Genomic DNA, 16,635 nt, shown 5'->3' with positions numbered 1-16,635 from the left:
ATGAAGCCTATGGTTTTAAATAATAAAAACAAATTCAAAACAGCATGTATTTTGTACATGCTGTTTTTTAGCATCAGTATTTTTGCGCAGGAACCTGTCGATTTTGTCAATCCGTTAATTGGAACTTCCAATTATGGCGCAGCATTTCCAGGACCGATTGCACCGCGCGGAATGGCAAGCATTAGTCCATTCAATGTTGCTGGAGTAAAAAACACTCCGATGGAAAAAGACAGTCAATGGCTTTCTAATCCTTATGTGAACGAAAATACCTTTTTGACAGGATTTAGCCAGGTGAATTTAAGTGGCGTTGGATGTCCAGAACTAGGTGTTATTTTATTAATGCCAACGACTGGAGCAGTAGAAATCGATCATTTAAAATACGGTTCTACTTATTCTAATGAAGTGGCAAAAGCAGCCTATTACAGCGTAAACATCGACAAGTATAAAGTAAAAGGAGAATTCACGGCTTCAAAACGAGTTGGAATTAGCAGATTCACTTTCCCGAAAGGGCAGTCTAATATTTTATTAAATCTTGGTTTAGGTTTAACAAATGAAGAAGGTGCGATGATAAAAGTAGTGTCACCGACAGAAATTGAAGGAATGCGTTCGGTTGGTTCGTTTTGTTACAACAGCCCTGAAGATGCTTACCCAGTTTATTTTGTAGCTCAATTTTCTAAACCTGCCGATAAATTCGGAGTTTGGAAAAAGCCTACGAAATACAACGGTGTTGAAGCGCAATGGATGGGTTACAACGGAAAAGCGAGAATGATGGATAATACCATTAAGACCGTTGTAGGTGATAGTATTGGAAGTTATTTTACGTATAAATTCGATAAACCAGAAACGGTTGAAGTGAAGATTGGAATTTCGTACGTAAGTATCGAAAATGCCCGTGAAAACTTGGCAAAAGAAGTAGGTAACAGGTCTTTCGATGCAATTTACAAAGAAACCTACAACGAATGGAATGAAGAATTATCTAAAATTTTGGTTGAAGGTGGTTCAAAAGATGACAATACGATTTTCTATACGGCTTTGTATCATACACTAATCCATCCAAATACTTTAAATGATATTAACGGAGAATATCCAGTAATCAAAAGAAGTAAAATTGGTAAAACCAAAGATACTCGTTATACCGTATTTTCATTGTGGGATACCTACAGAAACGTGCATCCGTTGATGTCATTGGTTTATCCAAAACAGCAGTCGGATATGATAAAAAGTATGTTGGATATGTTTGATGAAAACGGTTGGTTACCAAAATGGGAATTGAATTCGACTGAAACTTTTACTATGGTTGGTGATCCTGCAAGTATTGTAATTACAGATACCTACTTGAGAGGTATTCGTGATTATGATGTTAGTAAAGCGTACTATGCGATGTTGAAAGGAGCAGATAATACTGAAAATAACCCACTTCGTCCGGGATTGAAAGATTATATCAAAAAAGGATATTTGACAACTGATGATAAAGGTCCAGTTTCGACTACTCAGGAATACAATATTTCAGACCATGCTATATCGTTAATGGCCAACGAATTTGGGGATAAAGACAATGTAAAACGTTTTTATAATCGTTCGTTATCCTACAGAAAATTATTTGATAAGAATCTGAATTTGCTTCGCCCAAGAACTGCAAACGGAGATTGGTACGAACCTTTTGATCCTACTTCTGGAGCTAATTTTGAAGAAAATGTTGGTTTTATAGAAGGAAATGCTTATCAGTATAATTTTATGGTTCCGCATGACATTAAGGGATTAATGAAATTAATGGGCGGTGAAAAAGTATTTTCGGCACAATTGCAGAAAATCTTCGATACCAAACAATTTGATATGGCAAATGAGCCAGACATTGCAAATCCGTATTTGTTCAATTACGTGAAAGGAGAAGAGTATAAAGCTCAGGAAAATGTAAAAAGATTGGTGCGAGAACATTTCCAAAATAATCCTAAAGGATTGCCAGGAAATGATGATACAGGAACTATGTCAGCTTGGTTGGTGTATTCGATGATGGGAATTTACCCAATTTCTCCAGGAGATCCGGTTTATACCATTACAGCACCAATGTTTCATAGAGTGACAATCAAATTAGATCCAAGATATTATAAAAAAGAAAGCATTGTAATTGAAAGACAAATCAATAATGATGGAAAAATCAATTCGATAGAGCTAAACGGAAAATCACTTAATACCTTTTTTATTTCACATGATGATTTTGTGAATGGAACAAAGCTCAAAGTGATTCAAAACTAAACACACACACAAATACAACTATGTTACAATTAAGAATGAGGAAAACAGCCATTATTTTTGTAATGGCTGTGGGTTTTTTTAATCAGACCCACGCCCAAAAAAAGTATCTGTATCAAGATGCTAAAGCGCCTGTTGAAGACAGAGTAAAAGACTTGTTAAGCCATATGACACTTGAAGAAAAAGTACGTCAGATGGATATGTATAGAGGAGATTTTTTTAAAGAAAAAGAAGATTTTGCAAAAGGGAAATCAGCTGAAAAAATTGGGAAGTTAGGAATTGGAGCGATTCATGATTTGTATCCGCGTTCAGCGAAAATGATCAACGATCTTCAAACCAATGTAATCAAAGGAAACCGTTGGGGAATTCCTGCTTTGATTATGTGCGAAATGCTTCATGGTTATTTGGACGAAGGAAGTACAACTTTTCCAATGAATATCGGACTTGGAGCAACTTGGGATACTTCTGTTTTGGATAAAGTAGGTAAAGTAATTGGTATGGAAGCTAGAGCTCATGGCGTTCATTTTGGTTTCGGTCCCAACTTAGATTTAGGACGTGAACCAAGATGGGGAAGAGTTGCTGAAACTTTTGGGGAAGATGCTTTCTTAAACAGTGAAATTGGTTTGGCATTCATTAAAGGATTACAAGGGGATGATTTAAAATCGGATCGTTCAATTATTGCTGAGCCGAAACACTTCGCCGTTCACGGTATTCCACAGGCGGGAGGAAATTCTTCGCCAATTTTGGTTGGAGAACGTTCTGCTAGAGAAGATCATTTGCCATCTTTCCAAAAAGCATTTACAAAAGGCGGTGCTTTAGGAACAATGTGCGCTTATTCTGAATTGGACGGAATTCCTTGTGCGGCAAACCATTGGTTACTAACTGATGTTTTAAGAAAAGAATGGGGCTTTAAAGGACTTGTAGTATCTGATTTAGGTGCTATTAAATACATTCAAACGACTCATAAAGTTTCTGATTCTCCAAAAGAAAGTATTAGAGAAGCAGTTTCTGCAGGTGTTGATATGCAGTTTTATGATTTTTCTAATGAATTCTGGCAAAACACAATCATTGAATTGGTGAACGAAAAGAAATTGACAATGGAAAACATTGACCGTGCTGCGGGAGCCGTTTTACGTTTGAAATTCTTATTAGGATTATTTGAAAATCCGTACACAGATAAAAACTTGATTAAAGAACGTTTTCATACAAAAGAAAACCAAGCTGTTGCTTTAGAAGCGGCTCAGAAATCAATGGTTTTGTTGAAAAATGAAAACAATATTTTACCATTAAGCAAAAATATTAAAAACATCGCTGTTATCGGGCCAAACGCAAATGCTTCAAGACTTGGAGGTTATTCTCCTAAAAATAGTGTTGGAGTTACTGTTTTTGAAGGCGTTCAGCAAGTAATGGGCAAAACAGCAAATGTTGTTTATGAAGAAGGTGTGCCACTGATTGTAAAAGGTCAAGCAATTCCATCTAAATATCTATTTACCTCAGACGGATCTCAAAATGGATTAAAAGGAGAATATTTCAATAACAGAAATTTGGAAGGAACTCCAGCTTTAACTCGTATTGACAGCCAATTAGAATTTGACTGGCCTTGGGCTCCTGGAGATGGTGTGAATGTAGATGATTTCTCTATTCGTTGGACAGGTTACATTCAATCCGACAAATCGTTTGACGGCTGGTTAGGTTTAAGTTCTGATGACGGAATTAGAATGTGGGTGGACGATCAATTGGTTGTAGACAACTGGACAAAAGGAGCGACAAGCATTGTTACCACTCCTAAAAAAATTGAAGCAGGTAAAAAATACAAAGTCCGCATTGAAATGTGGGAAGGAGGCTGGGGAGCCAGAGCGCACTTACGTTGGAACTTAGAAAAAGTAAACATGCAGCCAGCAATCGAAGCGGCAAAAAAAGCAGATGTTGCAATTGTGGTTTTAGGAGAATCAAACGAATTGGTTGAAGAAAATAGAGACGTCGCTGATTTGAATTTACACGGAATACAGCAAGAACTGATTGAAGCGATTCAGAAAACAGGAACTCCTGTCGTTTGTGTATTGTTAAACGGTCGTCCGCTTTCTACTAATTGGATTGCTGATAATATTCCAGCGGTTTTAGAAGGATGGTTTCCAGGAGAATTTGGCGGTAGAGCTGTTGCAGATGTTTTATTTGGAGATTACAATCCGGGTGGAAGATTACCGATTACAGTTCCAAAATCTGTTGGACAATTACCTATATATTACAATCAAAAACCATCTGCGATTCACAGATACGTTAGCGAAAGCGAAAATCCTTTATACACTTTCGGTTATGGTTTAAGTTATACGAAGTTTGAATATTCGAATTTAAAAATAAGTGCCAACGAAATTAAGCCAAACGGAGAAGTGAAAGTTTCTGTTGATGTGAAAAACATCGGAAATTTGGATGGAGATGAAGTGGTGCAATTATATGTAAATGATGTTTATAGTTCTGTAACGACTCCAGAAAAAACATTAAAAGGTTTTAAACGATTAAATATTAAGAAAGGAGAAACTAGAACTGTTGAATTCACACTTACTAAAGACGAATTAGGCTTGTATAACAGGCAAATGCAGTTTGTTGTAGAGCCAGGAGACTTCGAAGTAATGGTTGGTGGCAACTCAACGGATGTCTTAAAAACTAAATTCAAGGTTTCGAATTAAAAAGTGTTAAATACCGAATATTTTTAAACGATTTTTCGTTAAAAAAATGAATACAATTAAAAAAGGCCAAAATCTATTAGATTAATAGATTTTGGCTTTTTTTATAAGGCAGAGTAGGATTACAAATGAAAACGTTTTCTTTCAATAACTGACCAAAGAATTACCAACACCTGCGAAAAAATGTCATTTGTCGAAATTATATTTTGTTAACAGAATGTATTCTTAAGTTTAACATGTTATTAACTCTAAAAAAACAACTAATATGATTAAAAGCGTACTAAAATTACTGTTTGTCATATGCCTTTTTGGGTTCCAAGGCCTACAAGCGCAGACAACAGTAAAAGGAACGATAACAGATGCTCAAAGCGGAATTCCAATTCCTGGAGCAAATATTATTGTTAAAGGAACTAAAACAAGTGCTTCATCAGATTTTGATGGTAAATACAGCATTAATGTTCCTAATCAATCAGCAGTTTTAGTTTTTACTTATGTAGGATCTGCTACTAAAGAAGTTGCTGTTGGATCACAATCTACAATTAACGTATCTTTAGGTCCAGATACGCAGCAGTTAGGAGAAGTAGTTGTTACGGCTCTTGGTATTAAAAGAGAGAAAAAAGCAATTACGTATTCTGCACAAAACGTTTCTGTAGACGAACTTTCTGAGGCAAGATCATTAAACGTTGCCAATTCACTTTCTGGTAAAGTAGCAGGTCTTAACTTCTCTACAACTTCTAATGGTGTTGGTTCTTCTTCTAGAATTACTTTAAGAGGTAACAGATCTCTTAACGGAAACAACCAGCCTCTTTATGTAGTAGATGGTGTGCCAATTAGTAACGGAACAACAACAACTAACCCTGATATTGATACAGGAGGAACTACGCAACCTGACGGTATCTCTAACATTAACCCAGAAGATATTGCTTCGATGACTGTTTTGAAAGGACCATCTGCAGCAGCTCTTTATGGATCTAGAGCATCAAATGGTGTAATCGTAATTACAACTAAATCTGGTAAATCTGGAAAAACTTCAGTTTCGTTATCATCTAACTTTATGGCTTCATCTGCTTATAATTTGATGAATTTACAAAATGAGTACGGACAAGGTACAAATGGTGCTTATGTTAATAACTCAAGCTCAAGCTGGGGAGCACCTTTAGACGGGCGTCAGGTTTCTGCATGGCAATTGGTTCGTAATCCAAATTATGCTGGACCTGCTACACAAAGCTATTCTCCACAGCCAAACAACGTTATTGATTTCTACAAAACAGGTTATAACTTAGCAAATACCTTAACAGTTACAGCTGGTAACGAAAAAGCGCAGGGTTATTTCTCTTATACTAACACACGTGCTGAAGGTATTGTTGGAGGAAACCAAATGGACAGACACAATCTTAACTTAAGATTGACAAGCAAAATATCTGATAAATTATCATTGGATGTAAAAACAAACTACATCGTACAAGATATCGATAACTTATTGAGAACTGGTGAAGAATCTATCGGAACATCTGCTTATTTGTTGCCTCGTAGTATCGCTTATAACGATTACAAAGATTTTGAATATTTTGATGCTGCAGGACAAAGACAAGTAAACTATTTCCTTGACGAAACTGGAGCTCCAGGTGGAAACCCATTCTGGTCTGCTTTAAGAGATGATGCTCGTACAGATAAAAGAAATAGATTTATTGGTTTAGCTTCTCTTAAATACGATTTTACAAAAACATTAAGTTTACAAGGTAGAGCTGGTTTAGACCAAATGACAAACAAAAACGTAAGAAACAGATATGCTACAAATGCATTCAATAGTAACATGGGATCTTACAGCGAATCTTACGAAACAGTTAGCGAGTTAAACATTGATGCTTTACTTACTTACAACGAAAAGTTCGGCGATTTCTCTGTGGGACTTAATGCTGGTGCGAGTTCGTTGCAACAAAATAGTTCAGCTTTAGGTTCTGGTGGTGTTTTAAGTAAAAGAAACTTCTTCGCGTTATCAAACGTGCAAACAGTTCAATCTACTTCTACAGCTTCAGAAAAAAGAATCAACTCTGTTTACGGATTTGGTCAAATTGGTTTCAGAAATTATTTATTCTTAGATTTAACAGCTAGAAATGACTGGTCTTCTACTTTACCAGAAGATTATTTCTACCCATCTTTCGGACTTTCAGCAGTTCTTTCTGATATGTTTACATTGCCAGAAGTAATTAGTTTTGCCAAATTAAGAGCTTCTTACGCTGAAGTTGGTAACGATACAGATCCTTATCAAACACAACAGAGATTCTCATACATCGGTGGTAACGGTGGTATGTTATACGGACAAAACACAAAAGCAAATCCAAACTTGAAGCCAGAGATTTCTTCTTCAAATGAGTTTGGTGTAGATGTTAGATTTTTCAACAACCGTTTAGGTTTAGATTTCACATATTTTAAAACATTAACAAACAACCAAATTTTCTACATCAATACGCCTGAGCCTTCTGGATACTCTAGAGCGATTGTAAATGGTGGTGATATTGAAAATAAAGGTCTGGAGTTCACGCTTACTGCAACGCCAGTTCAAACAGAAAACTTTACTTGGGATATTACAGCGAACTATGCTTCTTATAAGTCAAAAGTAAAATCTATCTTTGAAGGACGTGATGAATTAGTAATCGGAGAAGGACGTTTAGTTAGAAGTAAAGTTGTTGTTGGTGGAGAATATGGTGATTTATACATCAAAGGTTTCCAAAGAAACGATGCAGGACAAATCATTGTAAATAGCGCTGGTATCCCATTAGCTACAAATGGTTTTGATGTTCGTGCTGGTAACTTTAATCCAGATTGGACTGCAGGTTTCAAAAATAACTTCAAATACAAAGATTTCTCTTTAAGCTTCTTAGTTGATTTCAGAATTGGTGGTGAAGTTATTTCGTACACGCAAGCGAGACAAGCTGGTTTAGGGGTAAGCGATATCACTTTAGCAGGAAGAAATGGTGGAATCGTTGTGGATGGTGTAGTAGATAACGGAAACGGAACTTACACGCAAAACACTACTAGTATTAATGCTGAACAATATTGGACAGCAATCGGACAAAGAACGCCAATTGCAGAACCATTCGTTTATGATGCTACAAACATCAGATTAAGAGAGCTTGTTTTTGGTTACTCAATGCCAAAACGTTTATTAGGTAACTCAGGATTTACAAGTGTTGATTTCTCATTAGTAGGTAGAAACTTATTCTTCTTCTTAAACAAAGCAGAACATTTTGATCCAGAAGCTGGAGCAGGTACAGGAAACTTACAAGGGATAGAATCTTTCAACATTCCATCAACAAGAGATTATGGAGTTAATGTTAAATTCGGATTTTAATTAAAAAAGAGATATCATGAAATATAGTTTTAAAATAAAAACATTAGGAGTTGCATTAATGGCAGTTTCGATTTTATCAAGCTGTACAGGCGATTTTGATGAAATAAACAAAGACCCTAATTCATTGACTGAAGATCAGTTAGATGCTACATTAGCAGGACCTGCATTTGCATCAGCACTATACGCTGGTATTCACAATGGTTCTTATTCATCTCCAGGAGTAGATGATCAAGGTACTTGGGGTATTGCAACAGGTATTTTATCGTCAACTTTTATCCACTACTTAAACTGTGGCTATGGAACGGAAAGAAATGCTTTCGTTAACGGATATGAAGGTAGAGGATGGACAAGATTTTATACAGTAGCGGCTCCAGCTTTATCAAATGCTTTTAAAGCATCTGAAGGAAATGCAGAAGCTTTAGCAGTACTTAAAATTTGGAAAGTCTTCATGTACAATCAAATGGTTGATGCTTACGGACCAATTCCTTACACAGAAGCAGGAAACGGAAAGGATAAAGTTCCTTACGATAGTGTTGAATTTATCTATGCAGACTTCTTCAAATTGTTGGATGAAGCAAATGCAACATTAACTTCTACTTCTGCAACTTCAGTTGCTTCTCTTGCGCCAAACGATAGAGTTTATGCAGGAAGCGTTGACAAATGGAGAATTTTCGGAAACAGTATGAGATTGCGTTTGGCTCTAAGAATTTCTGATAAAGAGCCTGGAACTGCAAAAACTCAAGCAGAAGCTGCGGTAGCTGCAGGAGTTATGCAAACAAACGATCAAAGTGCATTCTTTAAAGCTAGTAACATTACTCCAAACAATTTAAATATGATTGTAAACAGCTGGGGTTATGTAATGACAGCTTCTATGGAAAGTATCTTAGTTGGGTACAACGATCCACGTTTATCAAAATGGTTTGCTCCGGTTTCTACAGGACCATACAGAGGAAATCCAGTTGGTGGTTTAGAAGATCAATTTGGAGCTACAGAATTCTCTAAATTCAATAATGAAATTATGGGTAATGGTTCTGCTAACACTGTTAGTGAAACTAAAAACATCGAGATCTTTATGGCTTCTGAAAACTACTTGAGTAGAGCAGAAGGAGCTTTAAATGGTTGGAACATGGGTGGAGATGCTAAAACTTTGTATGAAACAGGTATTAGATTATCTCTTGCACAATGGGGAATTACGGAGGCAGCTACAGTTAATGCTTATATCAACGGTGTTACATTGCCAACATTGCCAAACATTTTGACATTATACCCAACTTTAGATTTACAAGATATTCCAGTTAAATTGCCAGTGGCTTGGTCTGCATCTACAGCTGATCAAAGAACGCAAATTGCGGTTCAAAAATACTTAGCAATTTTCCCAGAATCTTGGGAAGCTTGGGCAGATTTACGTAGAAGCGATGCTAAAGTTATCTATCCAGTTTTAAATACTGATAACCCAGATGCTGGAGTTGGTAAATCTTTAATGAAAAGAATTATTTACACTACAAATGAGTACTCATCAAACAAAGCAGCTGTAGAAGACGGAGTTTCTAAATTAGGAGGTCCAGATTCAGGTGGAACAAGACTTTGGTGGGACACAAAATAATTAATTTGGTAAAGTAAAGAATCAACAGATTTGTTACTTGAGCAGAAGGAGAGGTAACTCTCCTTTTGTTTTATAAATAAACCAGTGAATTTTTGCCCCAGCTTTAATTCGTTACAAGCAATTATAATTTTTATTACAATAAAATGATTTTAAAGACTAAATATACTGTTGCATCTTTATTGGCTTTTTTTCTTTTTTCTAATGAAATAAAAGCACAAATAAAAGCCGTAAATATCGAAAGCAGTTATATTGCAGATCCGCCTGTTACAACCAACAGTCACGCATCGACTTTGGTAGAATATAAACCAAACGAAATTTTAGCAGCTTGGTTTGGCGGAAAATATGAAGGTGCAAAAGATGTCGGAATCTATATTTCGGCTTACAAAGACAAAAAATGGTCTTCGCCTAAAGAATTGATTCAGCCACTAATTAAAAACGGAGATACATTGCCTTGTTGGAATCCGGTTTTGTTTAAAAGCAAAAGCCAGAATTTGTATTTGTTTTATAAAATTGGAAAAAATCCGAGAGAATGGTTCGGCGCTATGATTGTTTCGAAAGATAACGGAACAACCTGGGGAGAACCAAAATATCTTCCTAACGGAATTTTAGGTCCAATTCGAAACAAACCAATTGAAACAACTCCTGGTGTAATTTTATGCGGAAGCAGTACAGAAAGTGTCAATACAGACGAATGGCGTGTGCATGTTGAAGAATATACTGAAGCAACAGATTCTTGGAAGAAAATAGCGGTAGAAAACAATCAGAATTTTGATATTATTCAGCCGACATTTTTAATTCATAGCAAGAGCGATATTCAGATGCTATCTCGAAGCAAACACAACAAAGTAGTATCGAGCTGGTCGGGAGACAACGGAAAAAGCTGGATTAGAACCAATACGATAAATGTCATCAATTCGAATTCTGGTATTGATGCTTTAACAGTCGACAAAAATTTGTTTCTATTAGTCAATAATCCACTTCCAATTGGCAAAGATTGGTTTAACGGGCGAAATATTCTAGACGTAGAATATTCTAAAGACGGTTTAAACTGGACGAAACTATTCGATCTAGAAAAACAAGAAAAAGGAGAGTTCAGCTATCCAGCCATCATTCAAACTACCGACAAAAAAATACACGTTTTGTATACTTACGATCGAAAATATATTAAACATACCTCTTTTGATTTATAATCTTGGAGTGATGGAACGCGGATCACACAGATTACTTCGTAAAGACGCGGATAAAGGCGGATTTTTTTTGTTTTCCTTTAAATAAAATCCATAAAAATCTGCGTATTCGCGAAAGCGAATCCGCGCGATCAGCGTCCCATTTTGCGTTCCATTCTATAGACAACCCATTATGAAATTAAAACTCTTCATTACAACTATTTTCTTTTGCTCCACTTTCGTGAATGCACAAATGTCGCAGACCTTTTATAAACATGATAAATATCTTTCATCAGATAAATTAGAAGGTCGCTTTCCAGGAACTAAAGGAAATAACGATGCTGCAGCATATATTAAAAAATATTTTAAAAAATTTGGTTTAAAAGAATTCGGAAAATCCTACTATCAACCGTTTCAACTTTTTGTTAAAGAACGTATCAATAAAATGAAATCCGATTCAGTTGCCACACAGAATGTCGTTGGTTACATCGAAGGTTCGGATCCAATTTTGAAAAACGAATATATCGTAATCGGAGCGCATTACGATCATTGGGGTTGGGGCGGACAAGGCTCTGGAAGCAAAAAGAAAGAAGTTTTCGCCATTCATAACGGAGCAGACGATAACGCTTCTGGAGTTTCAGCTTTGCTTTGCATTTTAGAAGAAGTTTCTAAGATGAAAGTAAAACCAAAAAGAAGCATCATTTTTATTTCGTTTAGTGGAGAAGAAGAAGGATTGTTGGGTTCAAAATATTTCATTAATCATCTTCCAGTTCCAAAAGAAGCCGTAAAAGTGATGCTGAATATGGATATGGTCGGAAGATTAAATGAGAAAAAAGAGCTTTATATGGGTGGAGCAGGAACTTTTCCGAATGGTGTAGAATTAATGAAAAAACTGCAAGAAAACAGTAGCTTAAATCCTGTGATTCACGCTGGCGATGTCGGAGGTTCCGATCATGTTTCTTTTTATAAAGAATCCATTTCTGCAGTTGGCTTCCATACAGGCGGACATCCGCAATACCACACGCCAGATGATGATATTGAACTGATTAATTCAGAAGGAGGAGCATTGGTTGCGAAGTATATTTTTAATGCCCTTATCCAAATAGCCAATTACGAAGAAGCTTTGGTTTTTATTAAACAAAATTAAAACAAAGCTATTTTCAATAAAGAATAAATTAGTTTAAAACACTAAAAAGATTCAAAAATTGCCAAATGGCGCCAACTAAATATGGTTGGCGCCATTTTTATTTACTTTATTTAAGTCTTAAATCTTAGATCACTTGCAAGATTTGGGAAGACTTTTTAAAGGTTATTTTTTAAGCTTTGTCTTTAACTATTTTAAAATAAGCATAGAACATGACAGCGTTACTATTTATAACAATACCACTTTTAGCACTTGGCGAAATATTTTTTAAAATTTGGAGAAAATCTTCTATACTTTTTTAAGCTTTCCTATTTAAATTCTAAATTGCGCCTAAGTTAAAAAACTATGGACAAATACAGCTTTTTGGAAATAGCAGCACTTATAGGAATATTTTTGGTGCTGTTTCTTGCCTTATTTTTGTTTACCGTTAAAACAAAATATAAATTAGGAAATCGCCTTCTTGCTTTCTTTCTTTTTGCTAATGCCGTAGATGCATTAAAATTTTTGATGCGTGATTTCCCTGTTAATTTCATCAATCTCGAGGCATTTCGTTGGAGTATTAACTATTTGGTTTCAGCATCATTTTATCTCTATGTATTATCGATTTGTTTTTCCAACTTTCGCTTAAAACCGAAACATTTACTACACACGATTCCGTTTGTTGCTTTCAATTTGTATTTAATGTCTGGGATATATTTTGAAGATAGGGCTGCGAAAATAAGTTTTATAAACGGTATGAGTCAGACGTTTACTATGCAGTTTTTTTATTTTCTCTTTGAATTTTTATTCCAAGTTTATTTTATCGCTTCATTTTTGGTGATTAAAAAATCTAAAACCATCTATCTCGAGAATTACACAAATCCAGATATCTCTTTGCTGGGCGCACTTTATAAAATTACAATTCTGTATTATGTTTTACATTTTATTGTGCTTTTGAGGTGGCTGGTTACTTTTATCTTTGGTTGGGGAGAAATAAGAGCTTGGATCGTAACCCTTGATGGTTTTGCATTTTTATTTTGTACCTGTTGGTATCTTTTTGTTGCGTTAAATAATCCAGAGTTTTTTAGAGGCATCAATTCTCAATTTAAACCGATTACAGATGTTGCCCCAAAACAAAAATTGTCTCCTGTAATTGATGAAGAAAAAAATAAGCAAATAGAATCTCTAAAAGATTTTATGATTAAAAATGAACCTTATCTAGACTGTTCATTAACGATTCAGGATTTGGCAGAACAATTAAAAATGCCCGTTAAAGATTTATCTACTTTAATTAACCTGTATATGAATAAGCACTTTTTTGATTTCGTAAATGAATATAGAATCGAAAAAGCTAAACAAATGCTTAAAGATCCTTTGCAAAAAGAACTTACCATTCAAGAAATTCTCTATAAGGTTGGTTTCAATTCCAAATCGTCGTTTAGTGCTTCTTTTAAAAAATATACTGGAAAAACTCCAAGTGATTTTAGAAAGCCTTCAAATTAATTCATTTTTTTCTTAGAAAAGGGTTCGACTTTTTTTAGTCGGTCGTTTATTGAGACGTTTTAAAGCATATTTGCAGCAAGTTTTAGACAATCAATCAAATTCTATCTCCGAAAAATTAATTAAAAATGAAGATCAAATTTTTATTAGTAGCAGTAATTTTATTTACAAATGCGCTTTCTGCCCAAAAATTAAATAATTTAAAAGAAGCAGAGAAAATACATCAAAATTCGACTAAACAGGAATTAGCTAATAATATCAATCAAATTGATTCTTTAATGGCAACGTGCTATGAAAGGGGTTTATTTAATGGAAATGTCCTAATCGCTAAAAATGATAAAATCATCTACCAAAAATCATTTGGTTTTACCGATGAAACGAAACAAACTGCTTTAAGCAATAATTCAATATTTAACATTGGCTCTATTGCAAAGGAATTTAATGCGGTTTCAATAATGATTTTGGCTGAACGAGGCCTTCTTAATCTGGATGACAAAATATCCAAATTTAATTTAGGATTGCCCAAATGGTCAGAAAAAATTACGATAAGACATCTTATCAATTATGCTAGCGGCATTCCTAGAATTGACCCACTTGTGCCTAAAAATGATGAGGAAGCTTGGAAAATCTTAAAAAACGGCGATAGCTTGTTGTTTGAACCTGGAACTGCTTATAGGTATGACAATAGTAATGTTTTTTTGCAAAGAAGGATTATTGAAAAGGTATCTGGAATGCCATATGAGGAATTTGTTACTAAAAATATAATTAAACCATTGGAAATGACAAATTCGGTATTTGAGCCAAAATTTGGCTACAAGAATCGAACGTCTTGTTATGATTTTGATAATTTGAAATGCCCAGAATTGGAATTTATTAGCGGATGGCTTTGGGTAGATATAAATGATCTCTATAAATGGATTAAGGCGATGAATAATAATCGTTTAATATCAAAAGAGTCCTTCTATACGCTGCTGCAAAATCCATATGCAATTGACGAAGGCGGATCACTTGGCAGATACTTTGAAAAAGATGAACTGCAGAGACACAATGGAGTATCGTATAAATTTGAATCCATTTTTTTAAACGATTTTAAAAATAAGATCACGATAATTCTATTGTCTAATAATCTAAATAGAGTTTGGGATCTAGGGCATATTATTCACAACTTAATGTTAGGAAAAGAATACGAAATCCCGAAAAAATCTATTTATCGAGCGATAAGAAAAGAAGCGCTTAATGATGTAAATAAAGGTATTGAAACATACTATTTACTCAAAAAAAGTTCTGAGAAAGAGTACAGCTTTGAGAATCCAAGTGAACTGAATACATTAGGATATGAACTATTAAGGGCTGGCAAAAATATTGAGTCAATAGAAATATTTAAATTGGCAGCAAAAGAATTTTCTACAAATGCCAATCTATTTGATAGTTTAGGGGAAGCCTATTACACAAATAAACAATACGATTTAGCATTAAACAGTTACGAAAAAGCAATACAATTTGGTGGAACAAACGGGAATGCCGAAAAAATGATAGATAAAATCAAGAAGATAAAGGACAATAATTAGGCATAAAGGCGGTGTTTATTAAATGTTATAGACACCATCTTTCATTTTAAAAGCCCATGAAGCCATGGCATCAATCACAGGCATCAAACCCGTTCCTGCATTGCTTAATCTATAGGTTACAAATGGCGGTACAACGGGTTTTGCTTCTCGAATAACCAATCCGTCTGCTTCAAGTTGTTTTAGATGCTGAATAAGCATTTTTTCTGTTACAGCCGGAATTGCTCTTTTCAATTCGCTGTAACGTTTATCTCCAGTCGATAAATGATATAAAATAATAGGTTTCCAGTAGCCTCCAATTTTCTCCATAACAAAAGTTACAGGACATTTTTCCAATGCATACTGCTTGTTTTCCTGAATAGTAGACGATTCTTTAATTGCTGCCATGATACATACTTTAGGGTAAGTACTTGTATAAAAGTAAGTACAAAGATACCTTTGTATTATTAAATAAAAAAACATTTTAAGATGAAAATTATAATCACAGGTTCATTAGGAAACATAGGAAAGCCTTTAACGGCACAATTAGTACAATCAGGACACAACGTAACGGTTATTAGCAGCAATGCAGATCGTAAAGAAGCTATTGAGAATTTAGGAGCAAAAGCCGCAATAGGTTCAGTTAGCGATGCTGATTTTCTTTCTAAAACTTTTGCAGATGCAGATGCTCTTTTTGCAATGACACCTCCAAACATGGGCGGAGTAAATATTATTAAAAACACTACCGATGCTGGTACCGCTTTCGCGAAAGCGATTCAGTCAGCCAACATTAAAAGAGTAGTAATGCTAAGTAGTATTGGAGCCGATTTACCAACTGGAAACGGACCAATTGCAGGTTTGCATAATATTGAGAAGATTTACGAGAAATTAGATACTTCTATCACGTTTTTAAGAGCAGGATATTTCTACATTAACTTCTTCAACGATATCCCGATGATAAAAGGAGCGGGGATAATGGGAGCTAATTTCCCAGCATCAAATCGTATTCCGTTAGTGCATCCAGAAGATATTGCAACGGCTGCGGCTGAAGAATTGCAGAAAACCCAAGAAGGCAAAAACATTCGATATATTATTAGTGATATAAAAACACCTGCAGAAATTGTAAAAGCATTTGGAACTGCGATAGATAAACCAGAACTTCCGTGGATTGAATTTACAGACGAACAATATTTTGGAGGAATGACGCAAGCTGGTGTTCCAGAAGAAATGGCTGGTTTATATACCGAAATGGGAACAGGATTAAGAAACGAAACCATTGCTGCCGATTTCTTAAACCATGATGGCAAAGTTGATGGTAAAATCAAATTAGAAGATTTTGCTAAAGAATTTGCTTCAAAATTCTAATCAATAAAAAAACATTCCGCTTACTAAGAATAGAAGCGGAATGTTCCAATT

Annotated in this window: 10 protein-coding genes; 9 read left to right on the top strand and 1 reads right to left on the bottom strand. The window is 35.0% G+C overall.

The window, feature by feature from the left end:
- The first annotated feature begins 9 nt into the window (after positions 1–9).
- The 8 genes from ABTV69_RS18860 to ABTV69_RS18825 all read left to right on the top strand — a co-directional run bounded on the left by ABTV69_RS18860 (position 10) and on the right by ABTV69_RS18825 (position 15,243).
- Positions 10–2,253 (top strand): GH92 family glycosyl hydrolase, encoded by a 2,244-nt coding sequence (locus ABTV69_RS18860; protein WP_433836728.1) that lies wholly within the window; start codon positions 10–12, stop codon positions 2,251–2,253.
- Between the two features lie 35 nt (positions 2,254–2,288).
- Complete coding sequence (locus ABTV69_RS18855; RefSeq protein ID WP_433831520.1) at positions 2,289–4,934, top strand: glycoside hydrolase family 3 N-terminal domain-containing protein; 2,646 nt, start codon at positions 2,289–2,291, stop codon at positions 4,932–4,934.
- A 262-nt stretch (positions 4,935–5,196) separates the two neighbouring features.
- Positions 5,197–8,283 carry a SusC/RagA family TonB-linked outer membrane protein gene (locus ABTV69_RS18850; RefSeq protein WP_433831518.1) on the top strand — a complete coding sequence of 1,029 codons (3,087 nt, stop codon included), beginning with the start codon at positions 5,197–5,199 and terminating at the stop codon, positions 8,281–8,283.
- Positions 8,284–8,299: 16 nt separating this feature from the next.
- Positions 8,300–9,886 carry a SusD/RagB family nutrient-binding outer membrane lipoprotein gene (locus ABTV69_RS18845; RefSeq protein WP_433831516.1) on the top strand — a complete coding sequence of 529 codons (1,587 nt, stop codon included), beginning with the start codon at positions 8,300–8,302 and terminating at the stop codon, positions 9,884–9,886.
- 143 nt (positions 9,887–10,029) lie between these two features.
- The gene (locus ABTV69_RS18840) at positions 10,030–11,076 is read left to right on the top strand and encodes a sialidase family protein (protein ID WP_433831514.1); all 1,047 of its coding nucleotides are present in this window, start codon (positions 10,030–10,032) and stop codon (positions 11,074–11,076) included.
- A 169-nt stretch (positions 11,077–11,245) separates the two neighbouring features.
- Positions 11,246–12,199: a M20/M25/M40 family metallo-hydrolase gene (locus ABTV69_RS18835; protein WP_433831512.1), complete on the top strand. Its 954-nt coding sequence runs from the start codon at positions 11,246–11,248 to the stop codon at positions 12,197–12,199.
- A 342-nt stretch (positions 12,200–12,541) separates the two neighbouring features.
- On the top strand, positions 12,542–13,678 hold the full coding sequence (locus ABTV69_RS18830; protein ID WP_433831510.1) for a helix-turn-helix domain-containing protein: 1,137 nt from the start codon (positions 12,542–12,544) through the stop codon (positions 13,676–13,678).
- Positions 13,679–13,803: 125 nt separating this feature from the next.
- Complete coding sequence (locus ABTV69_RS18825; protein WP_433831508.1) at positions 13,804–15,243, top strand: serine hydrolase; 1,440 nt, start codon at positions 13,804–13,806, stop codon at positions 15,241–15,243.
- An 18-nt stretch (positions 15,244–15,261) separates the two neighbouring features.
- Here ABTV69_RS18825 and ABTV69_RS18820 read toward each other — a convergent pair whose 3' ends face one another.
- A complete protein-coding gene (locus ABTV69_RS18820) occupies positions 15,262–15,627 on the bottom strand; it encodes a winged helix-turn-helix transcriptional regulator (protein ID WP_433831506.1) in 366 nt (121 codons plus the stop codon).
- Positions 15,628–15,708: 81 nt separating this feature from the next.
- On the opposite strand from ABTV69_RS18820, the gene ABTV69_RS18815 reads away from it, so the two are divergent.
- Positions 15,709–16,584, top strand: coding sequence for an NAD(P)H-binding protein (locus ABTV69_RS18815; RefSeq protein ID WP_433831504.1), 876 nt, complete (start codon positions 15,709–15,711; stop codon positions 16,582–16,584).
- The last annotated feature ends 51 nt before the right edge of the window (positions 16,585–16,635 follow it).

Source organism: Flavobacterium anhuiense (assembly GCF_050990855.1).
Lineage (GTDB): Bacteria > Bacteroidota > Bacteroidia > Flavobacteriales > Flavobacteriaceae > Flavobacterium > Flavobacterium anhuiense_C.
The sequence above is the reverse complement of the archived record's forward strand: the minus strand, read 5'-3'. Positions and strand labels throughout refer to the sequence as shown.

Bases quoted from the DNA above. Each gene is read 5' to 3' on its own strand.
- ABTV69_RS18860 (WP_433836728.1), top strand. From the start codon at position 10: ATGGTTTTAAATAATAAAAACAAATTCAAAACAGCATGTATTTTGTAC.
- ABTV69_RS18855 (WP_433831520.1), top strand. From the start codon at position 2,289: ATGAGGAAAACAGCCATTATTTTTGTAATGGCTGTGGGTTTTTTTAAT.
- ABTV69_RS18850 (WP_433831518.1), top strand. From the start codon at position 5,197: ATGATTAAAAGCGTACTAAAATTACTGTTTGTCATATGCCTTTTTGGG.
- ABTV69_RS18845 (WP_433831516.1), top strand. From the start codon at position 8,300: ATGAAATATAGTTTTAAAATAAAAACATTAGGAGTTGCATTAATGGCA.
- ABTV69_RS18840 (WP_433831514.1), top strand. From the start codon at position 10,030: ATGATTTTAAAGACTAAATATACTGTTGCATCTTTATTGGCTTTTTTT.
- ABTV69_RS18835 (WP_433831512.1), top strand. From the start codon at position 11,246: ATGAAATTAAAACTCTTCATTACAACTATTTTCTTTTGCTCCACTTTC.
- ABTV69_RS18830 (WP_433831510.1), top strand. From the start codon at position 12,542: ATGGACAAATACAGCTTTTTGGAAATAGCAGCACTTATAGGAATATTT.
- ABTV69_RS18825 (WP_433831508.1), top strand. From the start codon at position 13,804: ATGAAGATCAAATTTTTATTAGTAGCAGTAATTTTATTTACAAATGCG.
- ABTV69_RS18820 (WP_433831506.1), bottom strand. From the start codon at position 15,627: ATGGCAGCAATTAAAGAATCGTCTACTATTCAGGAAAACAAGCAGTAT.
- ABTV69_RS18815 (WP_433831504.1), top strand. From the start codon at position 15,709: ATGAAAATTATAATCACAGGTTCATTAGGAAACATAGGAAAGCCTTTA.